Origin of the sequence: Streptomyces sp. NPDC005281 (genome assembly GCF_040607495.1) — a bacterium.
GTDB lineage: Bacteria > Actinomycetota > Actinomycetes > Streptomycetales > Streptomycetaceae > Streptomyces.
In genome coordinates this window covers 363,660-380,657 of the sequence record NZ_JBEXGX010000001.1, presented here as the reverse complement: position 1 = coordinate 380,657, position 16,998 = coordinate 363,660, and the positions used below count along the sequence as shown (strand labels likewise).

13 protein-coding genes are annotated in these 16,998 nt (G+C 72.6%); 7 read left to right on the top strand and 6 right to left on the bottom strand.

The genetic code is table 11. The annotated features are described in order from the left end of the window. The gene (locus ABZV42_RS01620) at positions 1-1,101 is read left to right on the top strand and encodes a citrate synthase 2 (RefSeq protein ID WP_355977680.1); all 1,101 of its coding nucleotides are present in this window, start codon (positions 1-3) and stop codon (positions 1,099-1,101) included. 59 nt (positions 1,102-1,160) lie between these two features. On the opposite strand, the gene ABZV42_RS01615 is transcribed toward ABZV42_RS01620, so the two are convergent. Then, positions 1,161-2,213: a 2-oxoglutarate and iron-dependent oxygenase domain-containing protein gene (locus ABZV42_RS01615; protein ID WP_356050629.1), complete on the bottom strand. Its 1,053-nt coding sequence runs from the start codon at positions 2,211-2,213 to the stop codon at positions 1,161-1,163. 792 nt (positions 2,214-3,005) lie between these two features. Here ABZV42_RS01615 and ABZV42_RS01610 point away from each other — a divergent pair. Beyond that, positions 3,006-4,388 (top strand): PAS domain-containing protein, encoded by a 1,383-nt coding sequence (locus ABZV42_RS01610; protein ID WP_356050628.1) that lies wholly within the window; start codon positions 3,006-3,008, stop codon positions 4,386-4,388. 84 nt (positions 4,389-4,472) lie between these two features. Here ABZV42_RS01610 and ABZV42_RS01605 read toward each other — a convergent pair whose 3' ends face one another. Continuing rightward, positions 4,473-5,228, bottom strand: a complete 756-nt coding sequence (locus ABZV42_RS01605) for an SIS domain-containing protein (RefSeq protein WP_355977688.1) — start codon at positions 5,226-5,228, stop codon at positions 4,473-4,475. A gap of 360 nt (positions 5,229-5,588) precedes the next feature. Between ABZV42_RS01605 and ABZV42_RS01600 the strand changes: the two genes are divergently transcribed. Next, a complete protein-coding gene (locus tag ABZV42_RS01600; RefSeq protein WP_355977691.1) occupies positions 5,589-6,281 on the top strand; it encodes a metal-dependent transcriptional regulator in 693 nt (230 codons plus the stop codon). Positions 6,282-7,140: 859 nt separating this feature from the next. Beyond that, a complete protein-coding gene (locus ABZV42_RS01595; RefSeq protein WP_355977694.1) occupies positions 7,141-8,007 on the top strand; it encodes an alpha/beta hydrolase in 867 nt (288 codons plus the stop codon). Positions 8,008-8,085: 78 nt separating this feature from the next. Here ABZV42_RS01595 and ABZV42_RS01590 read toward each other — a convergent pair whose 3' ends face one another. The 3 genes from ABZV42_RS01590 to ABZV42_RS01580 are packed head-to-tail and all read right to left on the bottom strand — an operon-like array spanning position 8,086 to position 11,197. After that, on the bottom strand, positions 8,086-9,699 hold the full coding sequence (locus ABZV42_RS01590; protein ID WP_355977697.1) for a transporter: 1,614 nt from the start codon (positions 9,697-9,699) through the stop codon (positions 8,086-8,088). Next, positions 9,696-10,493, bottom strand: a complete 798-nt coding sequence (locus ABZV42_RS01585) for an ABC transporter ATP-binding protein (protein WP_355977700.1) — start codon at positions 10,491-10,493, stop codon at positions 9,696-9,698. The genes ABZV42_RS01590 and ABZV42_RS01585 overlap by 4 nt, the downstream gene beginning before the upstream one ends. 50 nt (positions 10,494-10,543) lie before the next feature. Next, the gene (locus ABZV42_RS01580; protein WP_355977701.1) at positions 10,544-11,197 is read right to left on the bottom strand and encodes a bifunctional DNA primase/polymerase; all 654 of its coding nucleotides are present in this window, start codon (positions 11,195-11,197) and stop codon (positions 10,544-10,546) included. A 303-nt stretch (positions 11,198-11,500) separates the two neighbouring features. On the opposite strand from ABZV42_RS01580, the gene ABZV42_RS01575 reads away from it, so the two are divergent. Both ABZV42_RS01575 and ABZV42_RS01570 read left to right on the top strand, forming a co-directional pair. Beyond that, complete coding sequence (locus ABZV42_RS01575) at positions 11,501-12,886, top strand: transcriptional regulator (RefSeq protein WP_355977703.1); 1,386 nt, start codon at positions 11,501-11,503, stop codon at positions 12,884-12,886. Between the two features lie 320 nt (positions 12,887-13,206). Beyond that, positions 13,207-14,820: a hypothetical protein gene (locus ABZV42_RS01570; protein ID WP_355977705.1), complete on the top strand. Its 1,614-nt coding sequence runs from the start codon at positions 13,207-13,209 to the stop codon at positions 14,818-14,820. Positions 14,821-14,923: 103 nt separating this feature from the next. Here the strand turns inward: ABZV42_RS01570 and ABZV42_RS01565 are convergent, their stop codons facing one another. Beyond that, entirely contained in the window at positions 14,924-16,222 is a 1,299-nt protein-coding gene (locus tag ABZV42_RS01565) for an ABC transporter substrate-binding protein (protein WP_355977707.1), read from the bottom strand. Between the two features lie 117 nt (positions 16,223-16,339). Between ABZV42_RS01565 and ABZV42_RS01560 the strand changes: the two genes are divergently transcribed. Continuing rightward, positions 16,340-16,840 carry a hypothetical protein gene (locus ABZV42_RS01560; RefSeq protein WP_355977708.1) on the top strand — a complete coding sequence of 167 codons (501 nt, stop codon included), beginning with the start codon at positions 16,340-16,342 and terminating at the stop codon, positions 16,838-16,840. Positions 16,841-16,998: the final 158 nt, after the last annotated feature.

The window sequence follows — 16,998 nt, the reverse complement described above, 5'->3', positions numbered from 1 at the left end:
ATGTCCGACTTCGTACCCGGACTCGAAGGAGTCGTCGCGTTCGAGACGGAGATCGCCGAACCCGACAAGGAGGGCGGCGCCCTTCGGTACCGAGGCGTCGACATCGAGGACCTCGTCGGCCATGTCTCCTTCGGCAACGTCTGGGGACTCCTCGTCGACGGCGCCTTCAACCCCGGCCTGCCGCCCGCCGAGCCGTTCCCGATCCCCGTCCACTCCGGCGACATCCGTGTCGACGTGCAGTCCGCGCTCGCCATGCTCGCGCCCGTCTGGGGTCTCAAACCCCTCCTCGACATCGACGCGGAGCAGGCTCGCGAGGACCTCGCCCGCGCCGCCGTCATGGCCCTGTCGTACGTCGCCCAGTCCGCCCGCGGCCAGGGCCGGGCGATGGTTCCGCAGAGCGAGATCGACAAGGCCGGCTCCGTCGTCGAACGCTTCATGATCCGCTGGCGCGGCGAGCCCGACCCCAAGCACGTCGCCGCCGTCGACGCCTACTGGACCTCGGCCGCCGAGCACGGCATGAACGCCTCCACCTTCACCGCGCGCGTGATCGCCTCCACCGGCGCGGACGTCGCCGCCGCGCTCTCCGGAGCCGTGGGCGCCATGTCCGGCCCGCTGCACGGTGGCGCCCCCTCCCGTGTCCTCGGCATGATCGAGGAGATCGAGCGCACCGGCGACGCCGACGCCTACGTCCGCCACGCCCTGGACAAGGGCGAGCGCCTGATGGGCTTCGGCCACCGCGTGTACCGCGCCGAGGACCCCCGCGCGCGGGTCCTGCGCCGCACCGCGCGCGAGCTGGGCGCCCCCCGCTTCGAGATCGCCGAAGCCCTGGAGAAGGCCGCCCTCGCCGAGCTCCACGCCCGCCGTCCGGACCGTGTCCTCGCCACGAACGTCGAGTTCTGGGCGGCCATCGTCCTGGACTTCGCCGAGGTCCCGGCGCACATGTTCACATCCATGTTCACGTGCGCCCGTACCGCCGGCTGGTCGGCGCACATTCTGGAGCAGAAGCGCACCGGCCGCCTGGTGCGCCCCTCCGCGCACTACGTGGGCCCCGGCTCGCGCGGCCCCCGGGAGATCGAGGGATACGGGGACATCGCGCACTGAACCGGCGCACCGAGGCGGTGTACCGACCCGGCACACCGGCCCGCGTCCGCCGCCGGTCGTCACGCCGGAGCGAGCAGCTCCGCGTGATGGCGGGCGGCGACGAGCGGGTGCGCACGCAGCTTGCCCTTGAGCTCGTTGAAGCCGTACTCGGCGAACAGCGGATTCGACGGGTCGTCGGTGACACCGGGCGCGGCCGGGGCGTGCGGGAAGGGTAGCGGCTCGATCCGGGCGTCCAGGCGCGGGTTGTAGAAGAACGGCACCGAGAACCGCTCGGTGGCCCCGGCGGGGCTCACCACCCGGTGGTTGGTCGCCAGGAGGTACCCGTTCGTGGCGACCTCCAGGAGCTCGCCCAGGTTGACCACGAACGCGCCCGGCAGCGGCGGCACGTCGTGGAAGCGGCCGTCCTCGCGCTCCACCTGGAGCCCGCCGATCCGGTCCTGGAGCAGCAGCGTCAGGAACCCGTAGTCCTTGTGCGCGCCCACGCCCTGATCGGCCCCGTCTCCGGCGCTCCCCGGATAGCGCACCAGCTTCAGATGCGGGTGTGCCCGCCCGCCGAAGATCGGGTCGTAGAAACCGGCGGGAGCCCCGATGGCGGCCAGCAGCTCGCGCAGCAGCCGGGCCGCGACCTCGCTCAGCCGTTCCATCCAGGTCAGCGCGGCCGTCCGCAGCTCCGGCAGCGCGGCCGGCCACTGGTTGGGCCCCTGGAGCCACCAGTACGCGGGCTCGCCGGGGCGAGGTGCCCGAGCGGGCCGCTCGGCGCCTATGTCGAGCTGGTCCCGCCAGTCCCGGCTGCCGCCGGTGCGCTCGTCACCGGTGCGCGTGTACCCGCGGAAGTGCGGGGAGCCGACGTTGTCCAGGGCCAGCCGGTCGGCCTCGGGGAGCGCGAAGAACCGGTGCATGGCCCGCAGCAGCGCGCCGGTCTCGGCCTCGCTCACTCCGTGCCCGACTAGCTGGAAGAAACCCACGTCGTGGGCGGCGCTGTGCAGCTGCGCGTGCAGCAGCGCCCGTGCCCGGGGGCCGCGGTCGGCGGCCGAGAGATCGATGATCGGGAGCTGCTGGTACGAGGGGAGCTGCCCGGTCGGGGCAGGCGTGGAAGACGTGTTCGTCGTCATGAGATGCGTCCGCGGGGTGTACGGGTGCCCGGACGGCCGCCGGGGGTGGGGCGGGGGTCACGGGTGCCGGGTGGGGAAAGCGCGAAGGGGGCTGGGTCAGGCGGAGCGCCGACAGCCCATGCTCGTGACGCGCACGAAATCCACGTGGCGGCGTCGGACGAGCATCGGAGGCATGGCCACAGCGTACTGCGGTCCCCGCGTTCCGCGTGTGGCCTGGATCACTAGCCTGGGTGCCGCCCGTGCGGGGCGGGCGCACCGGCTGGCGGAACACGGGCCGGCGGAACAGCGGAACAGGCACACGGGTGGGCGGAACCGCGGCACACGGGCGGGCGGAACACCGCCGGGCCGAGAACGCGGACGACCCGTGAGCTCGGGTCCCTCCGCCTCTCGGCGACGGGGCCGGCCGGACGCACCGGCGAGCTCACGGGTCGGGTGACTGCGTTGGATTGGGCCGGCTGCATGCGCGTCGCGCATGCCGGTCCGGCGCCGAACCGAGTCCGACAACGGGCCGTCAGCCCGCAGTCACCTCGTATGTCCGGGTTTCCGTCATGAGCCGAACCACCTCCTCTCCTACGTGTGAAGAACTCTAGGAAGACATCCCGGAGGGCTCAAGCGATTTATCGCGAGGTGCGGGACCGAGGCTCCTGGGGCGGGCGGTGCGGAAATCCGGCCTACAGTGATTTCCCCCATTTCCGGGGAACGAGGTGTGGGCTGGGTCACGTTCGAGTTGAATGGTGTCGAGCGAGTGAACTGTCGCGCCGTACACACGGACGCAGCCTGCAGGGGGTCCAGGTGAGTGCTTCCCGGCGTAGTGGGACCACCGACGAGCTGGGGCCCGACGAGCCCGAGCCGGACGGTTCGGATCTGCTTGCCGCGTTGCTGGACGGCATGGACGCGGCGTTGTGCGCCTTCGACGCCGACGGTGTCCTCACGCACTGGAACCGCGAGGCCGAGCGCATTCTCGGGTGGACGGCGGCCGAGGCCGTGGGGCGGCGCGGATTCGCCGGCTGGGCCGTGCGGACCGCCGACGCCGAGGAGGTCGAGGGCCGGCTGATGTCCTCCATGGAGGCGCCCGGCCGCCAGGTGCACGAGTTCGCGCTCCTCACCAAGGAGGGCGGCAGGGTGCTCGTGCGCACCCAGTCCGCCGCCGTACGCGGCCCGGACGGCAAGCCCGCCGGCGTGTACTGCGCCTTCAGCGAGGTGCACACCCAGATCGACCTCGAACGCTCGATCGCCCTGAGCGAGGCACTCTTCGAGGACGCAGGCTGGGGCGTGGTGCTGGTCGACGCCGACCTGCGGCCCGCCGTGGTCAACGCGCACGCCGCCCAGGCCCTCGGGACCGGGCGCAGCTCCGTCCTCGGCCGGCCTCTGGGGGACCTGCTCTCCCAGGGCGTCGAGGAGCTGGAGAGCGCCCTGACCCACGTCCTGTCCGAAGGCGCGCCGCCGGCCCCCGCGGAGATGTGGGTGAACGTGCGCACGCCGGAGGGCGAGAAGCGGCGGTGCTGGCTCAGCGGCTTCGTGCGGCTCGCCTCGCCGCTGGCGGAGGAACCCGTGCCGCTCGGCGTCGGCTGGCTCTTCCAGGACGTGACCGAGGCCAAGCAGACCGAGCAGGAGGCGGCGCTGCTGCGCTTCCGCGCCAACCAGCTGCATCGCGCCGCGCGGGCCGCGGCCGAGTGCGAGAACCCGGGCGAGGCCGCCGCCGTCCACCTCGACTTCGCCCTCGCCGGCTTCGCCGACCACGCCCTGGTCGACCGGCTGGCCGCGGGCGGACCGGCGGACGGGGAAGGGCCCGTACGGCTCGTCCGCACCGTCGCCACGCCCGCCGGTTCTCCCGGACCGAGCCACATCACCGGGAAGGCCGGACTGCCCCTGCGCTACGGGGAGGGGCATCCCGCCCTCCAGTGCGTGGACCGCGCCGGTTCGGTACGGGCCGACGCGGCCTCCGCCGACCCCGAGCGGGCGCGCGAGTGGGCTCTGGCCCGGCAGTGGCCGCGCGACTCCGTGCACGCCCTGTGCGCGGTGCTGCGCAGCCGCGGGCGGACGCTGGGCGTCGTGACGTTCCTGCGGAGCGCGGGCCGCAGCCGGTTCGAGCGAGCGGACGCGATGTACGCGGAGGACGTCGCCGTACGGATCGCGATGGCCCTGGACCTCCAGGAGCTGGCCGGCAGGTCCTGAGGACGCCTCCGGGGCGCCCTGGACGGCTCGTTCCCCCGGGCGGGCGGCCCTCGGCGCCGGATGTTACCCGGCGCCGGACGCCACTCAGCGGCGGTAGAAGATCCGGTCCCCGTACTCCGTCATGACCCGACCGTTCCACTCGTGGCCGCCGTCGACGTTGCCCGAGCGCAGCAGAGGCGGCTCGATGCCGCGGTCGGCGAGGTCGCCGGCCGCGGTGGCCATGACGGCCTGGAGGAGGGCCGAGGTGACGACGGTCGACGCGGGGGCGAAGGGCGCCTCGATGGAGTCCAGGGTCAGCTCCGCGTCGCCGACCGGGATCCGCGAGTCGAGGACGACGTCGCAGTGGTCCTTGAGGTAGGTGCCCGACACGTGCCGTGACGTGGTCTCGGTGGCATAGGCGACGGAGGTGACGCCGATGACCTTCAGCCCGCGGGCGCGGGCGTTCATGGCCATCTCCACGGGAAGCGCGTTGCGGCCGGAGAGCGAGATGATCACCAACAGGTCGCCGGCGCGCAGCGGACTGGTGTCGAGGACCGCGCTCGCCAGACCGTCGACCCGTTCCAGGGCGGAGCCGAGGGTCGCGGGCATGACGTCGACGCCCACCACTCCCGGTACCGCGAGCAGGTTCATCAGGGCGAGGCCGCCCGCGCGGTAGACGATGTCCTGCGCGGCGAGCGAGGAGTGGCCGGCGCCGAAGGCGAACAGCCGGCCGCCGTCCACGACGGTGTCGGCGATCAGTGACCCGGCCGCCTCGATCTCCCCGGCGCCCTCGTCCCGCACCTGCCGCAGCAGGCCGATCGCGGCGTCGAAGAACTGCCCGGCCAGCTTGCTGTCGCTCATCGGCGAAGCCCCTCAGAAGTCTCGTCGGCATGGACGTCTCGTCGGCGCCGGGTCGGCGCGGGGCGGATGGACGGCTGAACCGGTCGCCCGGCGTGGCCGTACTCCCGTCGTGTCGCGGATCACGTTGCGGTCTGGACCACTGCCCTGTCAATACGGCTTGCGGGGGTGCTCCCGAGCGCGCGGCCGGGGCGCGCGCGGGCCGGCCGGGCTCCTCGTCCGCGCGGATTCCGGGGCGATCCGTGCCAAGCGGTTTGAACGGCGAGGCACGGTTGTCAGTGCTATGCGTCAGAATTGAGTTCAGGGCCAGCGCACACGCCGGTGGGCCATCGAGTCTCCGGCAGAGCTAATCGAGGGGCACGAATGTCCGGACTGATCGACACCACGGAGATGTATCTCCGCACCATCCTCGAGCTGGAGGAGGAAGGCGTTGTCCCCATGCGCGCCCGGATCGCGGAGCGGCTCGACCAGAGTGGCCCGACGGTGAGCCAGACAGTGGCGAGGATGGAGCGCGACGGTCTGGTGGCGGTGGCGAGCGACCGGCATCTGGAGCTCACGGACGAGGGACGGCGGCTGGCCACGCGTGTCATGCGCAAGCACCGCCTCGCCGAGTGTCTGCTCGTCGACGTGATCGGCCTCGAGTGGGAGCAGGTGCACGCGGAGGCCTGCCGCTGGGAGCACGTGATGAGCGAGGCGGTGGAGCGGCGCGTGCTGGAACTGCTGCGCCACCCGACCGAGTCGCCGTACGGAAACCCGATCCCGGGCCTGGAGGAGCTGGGCGAGAAGGACGGCGCGGACCCGTTCCTGGACGAGGGCATGGTGTCGCTGTCCGAGCTGGACCCGGGTCTGGACGGCAAGACCGTGGTCGTACGGCGGATCGGGGAGCCGATCCAGACGGACGCCCAGCTGATGTACACGCTGCGGCGGGCGGGCGTGCAGCCCGGCTCGGTGGTCAGCGTGACCGCGTCCGCCGGCGGGGTCCTCGTCGGCAGCGGCGGCGAGGCCGCGGAGCTGGAGGCGGACGTTGCCTCTCACGTGTTCGTCGCCAAGCGCTGATCCGGCCGGCGGGCCCACCGGCAGCGATGCTGCCGGTGGCCGCACTGTCCGGCTCCGGGCTTCCGGAGGCCCGGCTTCCGGTGTCCACGCGCCCGGCGGCCGGGCTTCCGGTATCGACACGTCCGGTATCCGCGCCTCCGGTATTTCCCGTTCCGGATCCCGGTCTTTGTCCATCCGCGCTTCCGGTGCCCGCGAGGGGCAGTTCCCGGGCGCCGACCGAGGGGCCGGCGGCCGCTGACCTCCACGTCGGCGTCCGGGAGCACGCCGGACACCGTGGGACCCACCCGGCCCGTACCGCCTCGGGCGTGTCAACTGCTGTGGCGGCAGGGGCAGTTGTGATGTTTTCGCGACCTTGTCGAAACCAAGATTCAGTGTGCCGAATCGCAGCGCCGGGACCGTTTGCGTGCGAGGCTGTCGCGTGAGGCATATGACCTGAGGGCTCTTGACCGTGTCCGAGAGCGATGGTGCACGGTCGGGGAGGGGGCGTAAGGATGTGCCGCAGACGTGGAGAGGGCCCCGGCGCCGTTCGGCGCCGGGGCCTGTCCTCCCCTGTGCTGACCCGGAGCCCCGAGCTCCCAGGGTCATTCCCTTCGGACCGTTTTCCCCGAGCGGTCCGCCTCCCGCAGAAGATCTCCCCCGGGCGACGCCGGTCAACCCTTGTCGGTGGTCACTCGAACGAGGGGTGTTGCGGCCGGAAAGGCCAGTTTCGAAACCGCATTCGATAACGTGACGATGTGGCGGGAGTGCACGAGGGGCATCGACCGGCACGGCGGGAACAGCGGCAGAAGGCGTACGAGTGGACCGGCCGGGAAGAGCGGGTGCGAGGCGGTCCGAGCGAGCTAGGGGGGTGCCATTACCGATGGTGCGGCGCATCGACGTGACGGGAGCGGGCGGTGTACGCCTGGCTGCCTGGGAGTTCGCGGATCCTCCCAAGAGCGATCAGCCGAGGGCGTCCGAGGCGCCCGGCGTGCTGTTACTGCACGGCCTCATGGGCCGCGCCTCGCACTGGGCCTCCACCGCCCGCTGGCTCTCCGAGCGGCACCGGGCCGTCGCTCTCGACCAGCGCGGCCACGGCCAGAGCGACAAGGCCCCGGAGGCCGAGTACACCCGTGAGGCCTACGTCGAGGACGCCGAAGCCGCCCTCGACCAGCTCGGTCTCGGACCGGCCGTCGTCGTCGGCCACGCGATGGGCGCACTGACCGGCTGGCAGCTCGCCGCCAAGCGCCCCGATCTCGTCCGCGCCCTGATCATCTGCGACATGCGGGCCTCCGCGCTCGGTGCCGCCTCCCAGCGCGAGTGGGAGGACTGGTTCAAGGCCTGGCCCGTCCCCTTCGCCACCCTCGCCGACGTACGGAAGTGGTTCGGCGAGGACGACCCCTGGGTGGAGCGCCGCTATCCCTCCCGCGGCGAGTTCTACGCCGAGGTGATGCACGAGTCCTCGGACGGCTGGCGCCCCGTCTTCGAGCCGGAACAGATGCTCAAGTCCCGCCAGACATGGGTGTACGACGCCCACTGGGAGGAGCTCGCCCAGGTCCGGTGCCCCGCCCTGGTCGTCCGCGGCCTCGACGGCGAGCTCGGCCGGGCCGAGTCCCAGGAGATGGTCCGGGTCCTGCCGCGCGGCCAGTACGCCGAGGTCGCGGACGCCGGCCACCTCGTGCACTACGACCGGCCCGAGGCGTGGCGCAGCGCGATCGAGCCGTTCCTGGACGGCGTCCTCACCCGCTAGCGGTGGCCCCTGGACGGCGTGCTCACCCGCTGGCGGTGGCCCCTGGACGGCGTCCTCACCCGCCGGCGGCGGCCGGGGTCACCCCTTGCTGACCGCCGCCAGGATCTCCGGCAGCCGCCCCGCCGTCCGGGGTGCCGCGAGCCTGAGCCCCAGCAGCGTGATCAGCGCTCCGTAGCCGGCGCCCACGGGCAGCAGCAGCCAGGTCCAGTGGTCGCCGTCGGCGCTCACGTTCAGCCAGATCGTCAGGGCGATGACGGGGGAGGCGAGCAGGGCGGCCGAGATCAGGCCGCCGAAGATGGCGATCCAGGCGAGCCCGGCCTGGCCGGGGGCCACGTTCTTGTAGCCCTCCTGGGGGATGGAGTACGGGAAACGGGCCGAGGACCAGGCGCCGGTCGCCAGCATCGCGCCGAGCAGCGCGAAGGAGAGCCCGAGGACCTCGGGCAGTTTCGCCCACGCGCCGAGCAGCCCGGTCGTCACCGTGCTCACGAGGGTCGCGTACGGCAGGGTGATCAGCAGCAGCGCCAGCGCGCGCCCGCGCAGCTCGACGTAGGCGTCGCGGGTCGAGGAGATCGTCAGCGCGACCATCCAGAAGGCGGACGTGTCCTGCCCGAACTGGTTGTACATCTGGATCCCGAGCATCCCGGCCGCGAAGCACGCGAAGTAGACCGAGCCGGTGCCCTGGAGCGCGTTGAAGACCGGCACGATCAGACCGATGGCCAGCGAGGTCACCCAGGCCGCCTTCGTCTTCGGATCGCGCCACACGTACCGCAGGCTGCGCTCCATGACCGTGCCGGTGCGCCCGGCCGGCAGCAGCCGCCCGAGCCCCGACGGGCCGCGCTCGCGGCCGGCGGGTTCCGCGGCCTGGAGCGTGGACCCGTCGGGCGAGGTCATCAGCCGGGTCAGATGACGGGACCAGAGCGCCAGCAGCCCCGCCAGGGCGGCCGCGCACAGCGCGAGCTGGACGACCCCGGCCCCGTACGAGCCCTCGCTCACCGAGTCCACGGCGCCGACCGCCGACGCGGGCGGGATCCAGCGCAGCACCTCCGTCGCCGGGTCCAGCTTCGACAGGCCGCCCGTCGAACCGAGCCGCTGCGCGCCGAAGTTGACCAGCTGGGCCCCGATCGCGACGACCAGTCCGCTGAGCACCGCCAGATCACGGCCCTTGCGGCTGGACAGCAGCCGGATGTTGGCGGCCGCGACGGCTCGCGCGAGGGCCACACAGACCAGCAGGGCGAGCCCGAGGGCGACCACCGCCGTCGCGTACGCCGCGGCCCCGTGCGCGACCGAGATCACCGAGCCGAGCAGCAGGCAGAACGTGAAGAGCGGGCCGACACCGACCAGGGAGGCGGCCAGCAGCGCCCGGACGAGCGGCCGCGGGCGCAGCGGCAGCATCACCAGCCGCGTCGGATCGAGCGTCTCGTCGCCACTGGGGAAGAACAGCGGCATCACGGTCCAGCCGAGGGCCAGGATCACCGCGAGCAGGACGCCGACGGTTTCGGCGTGCGCGTTGCCGCGCAGCGCGATCAGACCGAGCAGCTGGAGCACGGCGAAGAGCGTCACGAGCACCGTGGAGGCGATGAACGCGGCCCGCCTCCCGGCGGACTGCCGCAGCCCGTTGCGCAGGAGCGACAGCTTCAGGCGTACGACGACGGGGGTGATCGACGCGGCGGAGACGCCGGTGGGGGCGCTCACCGGGGAGCCCCGCCGCCCAGCCAGTCCAGGTCGGCCGTGGTGCCGCGGCCGTGCGCGCCGACCAGCTCCAGGAAGGCCTGCTGGAGCGAGGGCGCGCTGCCGGTCACGTCCGCGAGCGGACCGTGCGCGCGGATGCGTCCGGCGGCCATGACGGCGACCCAGTCGCACAGCGACTCGACCAGCTCCATCACGTGGGAGGAGAAGACGACGGTGGCGCCGGACGCGGTGTACCGCTCGAGGACACCCCGGATGGTCTGTGCGGAGACCGGGTCCACCCCCTCGAACGGCTCGTCCAGGAAGAGGACTTCGGGGTTGTGGAGGAGTGCGCAGGCCAGACCGATCTTCTTGCGCATGCCGGTCGAGTAGTCGACGACCAGTTTGTGCTGCGCGCCGGCGAGGTCGAGGACGTCGAGGAGCTGGGTGGCGCGCTTGTCGACCTCGGCGCCGGGCAGGCCGCGCAACCGCCCGTTGTACGCGAGCAGTTCGCGTCCTGAGAGCCGCTCGAAGAGGCGGAGCCCCTCGGGCAGCACGCCGATCCTGGCCTTCACCTCCGCCGGGTCGCGCCAGACGTCGTGTCCGACGACCTCGACGGTGCCGGAATCGGGCCTGAGCAGCCCGGTCACCATCGACAGGGTGGTGGTCTTGCCGGCCCCGTTCGGCCCGACGAGCCCGATGAACTGCCCCGCGGGAAGCTCCAGATCGATCCCGGCCACGGCGACCTGGTCACCGAACCGCTTCCAGAGCCCCCGCACACGTACGGCGGGCACGCCGCCGTCCTTCGCTCCCTCGCTCATACAGGCACCCTAAGCGTCCCCGGGTGCCGCTCACCCGTTCCTGCCGGTCCCTACCTGTCCCGTCCGCACGCGTAGGCCAGCGGGGAGATCAGCTCCTCCGCGTCCGGCAGCCAGCGGTTCGCGGGAGTCGGCCGGCAGGCCCACTGCACGGCACCGCGGGATCCGACCCGGGTGGGCGGCGCGGCCACATAGGCGCCTTCGCCCAGCGTCGTGAGGTCGAGCGAGGCGGGCGGCCAGCCCAGCGCCCCTACGAGGTCGGGGATCTTCGCCGCCGCTCCGGGCAGCACGAAGAACTGCATGCGCCGGTCGGGGGTGCACGTCACAGGCCCGAGGGCGAGCCGCATCCGCTGCATACGGGCGAGTGCCAGGAACCCGGCCGTCTCGGGCACGTCGATCGCGTCGAACGTACGCCCCGTGGGCAGCAGGATCGACGCGGACGGCTGTACCGACCAGAGCCGCCGCGCGACGCTCGCGCTTCCGGTGGCCTGGCCCGGCCAGTCCTCGCGCGCCGGATGCGCGCCGGGCACGGCACAGGCGCGTTCGCCGCAGGAGCAGAGCTGCACCCCGCCGGCCGCTTCCAGCCAGGTGCCGGGGAACACGTCCCAGTGGCGTTCCTCGGCATAGCGCACGGCGGCTTCCCGCAGCGATTCGCCACGCTGCTGGGGGATCTGTGCGGACTCGGTGCCTGCGATGGTCTCTTCCACGTGGATCTCAACTCCCGCGTCCACCCCGGGTTACGGGGACACGCGCGCGGGGGAGGAGCATCGATTCCCCGCCTGGGGCGCATGGATGCACGTGTGGGGGCGCGCGGGGGGAACGGCAGCCGGTAGCGGGTAACCAGGGGTGGGGTCGGGCGACCGCCCTTACCCCGGCAATCCTCACATGTCTCGCATCTTCGGTATGTCTGCGGGGCATTGATCTTCCTGGCCGGCCTCCTTCGGTGCTCGGCCTGTGAGGACACGTCAACTCGGTGCGTGGGCAGGCACCGCAGCCACAGGGGGTACGCCATGGCCGCAAGGCCTCTGATCGCCAGGCAGCCGAACGAACGGCTACAGGCACTCATCCAGGAAGCGGGCTGCTCGAACGCCGGGCTGGCCCGCCGGGTCAACATGTGCGGAGCGGAGCACGGGCTCGACCTGCGCTACGACAAGACGTCCGTCGCGCGCTGGCTGCGCGGTCAGCAGCCCCGGGGGCGGGCTCCGGCGATCATCGCCGAGGCGCTCGGCCGCAAGCTCGGCAGGACGGTCACGATCGACGAGATCGGCATGGCCAACGGCAAGAACCTGGCGTCCGGTGTCGGCCTCCAGTTCTCGCCGACGATACTGGGCGCCATCGAGCAGGTCTGCGAGCTGTGGCGCAGCGACGTGGGACGGCGGGACTTCCTGTCCGGGTCGTCCGTCGCCGCCTCCGCGCTCGTCGAGCCGAGCCGTGACTGGCTCATCTCGTCGCCCGACTCCCAGGTGGCCCGCTCGGCCGGCCCGCGCGTCGGGCTCTCGGACGTGGCGGCGGTCCGCGCGATGACCCAGGCCCTCGTCGACCTGGACCACCAGTACGGCAGCGGGCATGTGCGCCCGGTCGTCGTGCACTACCTGAACAGCGTGGTCTCCGGCCTGCTCGCCGGCTCCTACCGGGAGGCGGTGGGACGCGAACTGTTCGCGGCCGTGTCCCGGCTGACGGAACTCGCCGGCTACATGGCCATCGACACCGGCCAGCCCGGGCTGGCCCAGCGCTACTACATCCAGGCGCTGCGGCTCGCTCAGGCGGCCGGCGACCGCGGCTACGGCGGCTACGTCCTCGCCGCGTCCATGAGCCACCTGGCCGCCCAGCTCGGCAACCCGCGCGAGATCGCCCAGTTGGCGCGCGCGGCCCAGGAGGGGGCGCGCGGGCGGGTGACACCGAGGGCGGAGTCGATGTTCCACGCCGCCGAGGCGCGCGGGCACGCGCTGATGGGCGACGCGCGCGCCGCGCAGGTGGCGTCCGGGCGGGCCGTCACGGCCCTGGAGAACGCGGACCCGGCCTCCGGGGACGACCCGACGTGGATCGCGCACTTCGACGAGGCCTATCTCGCCGACGAACTGGCCCACTGTCACCGGGACCTGGGTCAGGCCGAGGCCGCCGCGCGGTGCGCCGAGGAGTCCCTGGCGGGCCATCCCGAGTCCCGCGCCCGCCGCCGGGCCATCGGCTATGTCCTGCTGGCCACGGCACAGGTCCAGCAGCGCGAGGTGGAGCAGGCCTGTCACACCGGCCTGCGCGCCGTCGAACTCCTCGGCACGCTCCGCTCCAACCGGGGCGCCGAGTACCTGGAGGACCTGCAACAGCGCCTCCAGCCGTTCCAGAACGAGGCCGTGGTGCGGGAGTTCGGGGCACGCATGGAGCTTCAGGCCGCGGCGTGAGCGGCACCGGGGGCGGGGGCTCCGGAGTGGCGGCCGGGCAGGAGGACCGGGGCCGTCGGCGCGGGGTGTGATCATTTCGCTTCCGCCCGCTTCCGCGGCTTCCGGCCCCGTTCGGTGAACATATGACCCGTGGGGGCGTGAACGCCGGGAAAACCAGGGTGCCGTGCGGAAAGGGAGTGAGATACAGCGCATTCGGGGGCGGTTTCGTTACCCGTGTCACAAGGCGCGGCGGTGACTCCAGGTGCTGCGTAGCAACGGGTTGCGGGGACCCGGTAGCGTGAGCCGATGATTCCGAAGGTCCCCCATTCGTAGGAGTCCCGGTGACGCAGAGTGGACAGGGCGAGGAGCCCTCGGCGCGGCCCGCGCGCGAAGGCATCGTGCTGCCCTCCGACGGCAGCGAGCCGCTGCTGCCGGGCACGACGGGTGACGGTGCGGCCCCGGTCGGTGGTCCGGCCTGGGGCGGGCAGTGGGGCCCCGGCCAGTCGGCCGCCCAGGCTCCGCAGTCCGGTGACGGCTGGGGTGCGCCGGTGAACGCCACCCAGTCATGGGGTGCCTCCGCACCCTCAGGATCCCAGGGCTGGCCGGCGCAGGACGCGCACGGCGCACAGCAGGCGCAGGGCTTCGGACAGCCGGGTACCGGCTCCGTACCGCTGCCGCCGGAGAGCGCTCCGTCCTCGGCATACGGCGCCCAGAACGGCTATGCGCCGGGGGCGCACGGCTCGCACGCGGCCGCCGGATACGACGGCTACGGCGCCTACGGGTCCCCGGGCCAGCAGGGCGCGTCGTTGCCGACCGGCGGCGAGGACGGCGCCACCCAGTACATCCCGTACATACCGGCCGCCCCGGGTGCCGACGAGGGGGCGACGCAGTTCATACCGCCGGTCGCCGCCGCGCCGGACGAGGGCGCCACCCAGTTCATACCGCCGGTCGGGCCGGGCGCCCTGCCGCCGGAAATCGGTTCCGGCGTCCCGCGGTACCCGGGCCGGCCGGCTCACGGCGGTTCGGACGCCGACGCCACGCAGTACATCCCGCCCGTGCCCGCGCAGCCGTCGGGGGCCTACGGGATGCCCTCGGGCGCGCCGGAGGAGCGGCAGCCCCCGGCCGAGTTCGACAGCCTCTTCCGCAGCGAGCCGGAGGTGGCCGGATCGACGCAGATGCTGCCCCGTATCGACGCGGGCGCCCCGCAGGCCCCGCACGGTGACATGTACGGCGCCCAGCCCGTGCCGGGCGGGCCCGGCGGCCGGGCCGCCGGGCGCCGCGGCGGTCCGTCCGACGGTGACGGAGGGGCGGGCGGTGGCCGCGGCCGCTCGCGCGTCCCGCTGATCGCCGCTGTCGGCATCGGCATCATCGTGCTCGGCGTCGGCGCGGGCGCCCTGCTCAGCGGCGGCGGCAGCGGCGACGGCGCCAAGAACGACACCGGCAAGACGGTGGCCGCGACCGCGCCCGCCACACAGGGCTCGTCGGCGGCGGCCGACCCGGTGAAGGCGCAGGCCGTGGAACTGGACAAGCTCCTTGCGGACAGCTCCAACAGCCGTGGCTCGGTGATCAACGCCGTGGCGAACGTGAAGGCCTGCGACAACCTGGGCCAGGCGGCCGGCGATCTGCGGGACGCCGCCAAGCAGCGCGGCGAACTCGTCACCCGGCTCGCCTCCCTCGCCGTCGACAAGCTGCCGAACCACGACGCGCTGTCGACCGCCCTCACCAACGGCTGGAAGGCCTCCGCGGCGGCCGACAACCACTACGCGGCCTGGGCCGACCAGGTCAACAACGGGAAGAAGGGCTGCCGCAAGGGCCACGCCCGCACCACACCGCAGACCCAGGCCGGCGACTCGGCCAGCGGTACGGCCTCCGCCGAGAAGGAGAAGGCCGCCGGGCTGTGGAACTCCATCGCGTCCAAGTACGGCCTGACGCAGCGGACCCGCACCCAGTTGTGACCCCGAACGAAAGCCCGGCCCCCTCGCTGAACGGCGAGGGGGCCGGGCTTCGTCGTGGGCTCCGTCCCTGAACCGGCCCGCCGGCCGGTTCCGGGACGCTCGGCTAGTCCGCGTTGGCCAGGGTCTTGGCCATGTCGACGAACCCGCCTCGCTGAGAGGTCAGCTGACCGTCGCGGATGACCTGGAAGGTGACGTCGGCGTTGACGAGGCGGGGGAAGTCCGCGGCCGCGGTCTGCGCGTCGAAGCGCCAGCTGAGGGTGGGCGTGAGCCCGCCCGTGTTCACCTTCAGGCCGTCGTCGAGCTCGCGCCGGATGGTGAGGGGCGAGACCTCTCCCGCGCCGAGGGACTCGATGACCTTCCTCAGCACGGTGTAGGCGATCCAGGTGGTCTGCACCCCGGCGTCGGCGGGGTCGATCCGGTTGTCGCCGAAGGCCTGCTCCTTGATCACCGCGCGCATCGGGTACCAGCGCGAGTCGTTCGCGGTCGGGTACCAGCCGGTGACGTACGAACCCTCGTAGGGGCCCGACTTGCCGCCGGTGGCGTCGATCTGCGACTGGTCGATGCTGCCGATGACCGTTCCGGTGTGCACCTTCCGGTAGTCCGCGCTGTCGCGCCGGAAGGAGTCCATGAAGGTGTTCGTGCGGTCACCGAGCGCGGGGACCACACAGCCCTGCCGGCCCGGCACGGAGGTCGCGTGCTGGAGCGCCAGCTGAGTCGGCCGGGAGTACTCGGTGGCGTCCTCGGCGGCCCGCTGGTCCGCGGCCTGCGGGTGCCCCAGCGCCTTCAGACCGGCGTCGAGCAGCACCGGCAGCTCGTCACCGGCGATGGTGTCGGGGCGTATGAGCGAGACCGGGCCGCAGTTCTTGCCGAGCTGCTCGCCGAGGCCCGCCAGCAGGACGCCCTGACCGCCGTTGACGGGGTAGGAGACGGGGCTGGTGAACTCGTCGTCCGTTATGCCGAAGCCGCCGATGTAGGGGATGCCCGCGCTTTCCAGCGGGGCGAGGAACGCGCGGCTGTGCTGGCTGTAGGAACCCACGACCGCGACGACCTTCTCGTCGGCGGCCCGCTCGGCGCAGTGCGCGGCGGCGACCGAGTCGTTGTGGTCGTTGCAGGTGAGGACCTCCAGCTGCCGGCCGTTGATGCCACCGTGGGCGTTGACCCAGCGCGCGTAGGCCTTGGCCATGGCCGGCATGCCGGGCTTGTTCGTCGCGTTGGTCTTCTCGGGGGCCCAGGTCATCACCTTGACGGGGCCATCCCCGGAGCCCCCCGTGGCACCAGGGATGACCCCGCATCCGACGGCGACCGACGCGCATGCGATTAACGCGCTCGCGTACAGCAGCTTGGCCTTGCGGGGCCGGGGCGGAGTGGGGGAGGTGGTGCGGGTACGTCGCCTACCGGTCATGGGCATGCACGATTCCCCCACACCGAGAACCCTTGTGTGACCCTTGGTCGACACTGGGTGACACAGAGGTGAATTGCAGGGGTCGATGAACTGTTTTTCACAGAGAACGTACGATCGATGACCGTGCAAGACTCGGAGAACTCTTCCCGCCGCGGCCGTCGCTCATCCACCATGGGCGGCATGCCACTGAACGACATGCCCTGGTGGCGCTGGCGCAGCAATGTGCGTTCCGCGCTGCACATGCTTTCCGACCCCGTGTTCCAGAGAGACGTCTGGCTCGCCGGCGTCGACGGGTACGGCGACGTCACGGACGCCGTGTACCGCCTGGTCGAGGACACCTGGCTGGACAACTGGTCGGCCGAGAAATACGTCGGCACGATCTTCCGGGACTCCCAGGAGGCCGCCCTCGTGGACAGTGCCGTCCTGCGGGTCCTGCGGATCATGCACCAGGTCGGACCCGACGCGCAGGTCGCCGCCTATCTCGACCACCAGGCGTGGCCGGACGCCCTCCAGGCCGCGCGCGCCGCGCACGTACGGCTGGCCACGAGCGACGGAGAGGACCCGGACGCGCCTCCGCGCACCCTCGAGGTCCTGCGCATCCTGACGCGGTCCGCGTAGCCGTCGTACCGCTGCCGTACAGCCGTCCTACTGCTGCCGTGCCGCTGCCGTACCGCCGTCGTGCCGCTGCCGGCCTCCAGGTCCGGCGGTCGTGAGGTGTCCTGGGCGGCGTCCGCGTGGCGGGACGGCACTCCTGCGCGGGCGCCCGGTGTGAAACC

Excerpts from the sequence above, each read along its gene's own strand:
- ABZV42_RS01620 (WP_355977680.1), top strand. The coding sequence starts at position 1 with ATGTCCGACTTCGTACCCGGACTCGAAGGAGTCGTCGCGTTCGAGACG.
- ABZV42_RS01615 (WP_356050629.1), bottom strand. The coding sequence starts at position 2,213 with ATGACGACGAACACGTCTTCCACGCCTGCCCCGACCGGGCAGCTCCCC.
- ABZV42_RS01605 (WP_355977688.1), bottom strand. The coding sequence starts at position 5,228 with ATGAGCGACAGCAAGCTGGCCGGGCAGTTCTTCGACGCCGCGATCGGC.
- ABZV42_RS01600 (WP_355977691.1), top strand. The coding sequence starts at position 5,589 with ATGTCCGGACTGATCGACACCACGGAGATGTATCTCCGCACCATCCTC.
- ABZV42_RS01595 (WP_355977694.1), top strand. The coding sequence starts at position 7,141 with ATGGTGCGGCGCATCGACGTGACGGGAGCGGGCGGTGTACGCCTGGCT.
- ABZV42_RS01585 (WP_355977700.1), bottom strand. The coding sequence starts at position 10,493 with ATGAGCGAGGGAGCGAAGGACGGCGGCGTGCCCGCCGTACGTGTGCGG.
- ABZV42_RS01575 (WP_355977703.1), top strand. The coding sequence starts at position 11,501 with ATGGCCGCAAGGCCTCTGATCGCCAGGCAGCCGAACGAACGGCTACAG.
- ABZV42_RS01565 (WP_355977707.1), bottom strand. The coding sequence starts at position 16,222 with ATGACCGGTAGGCGACGTACCCGCACCACCTCCCCCACTCCGCCCCGG.
- ABZV42_RS01560 (WP_355977708.1), top strand. The coding sequence starts at position 16,340 with ATGACCGTGCAAGACTCGGAGAACTCTTCCCGCCGCGGCCGTCGCTCA.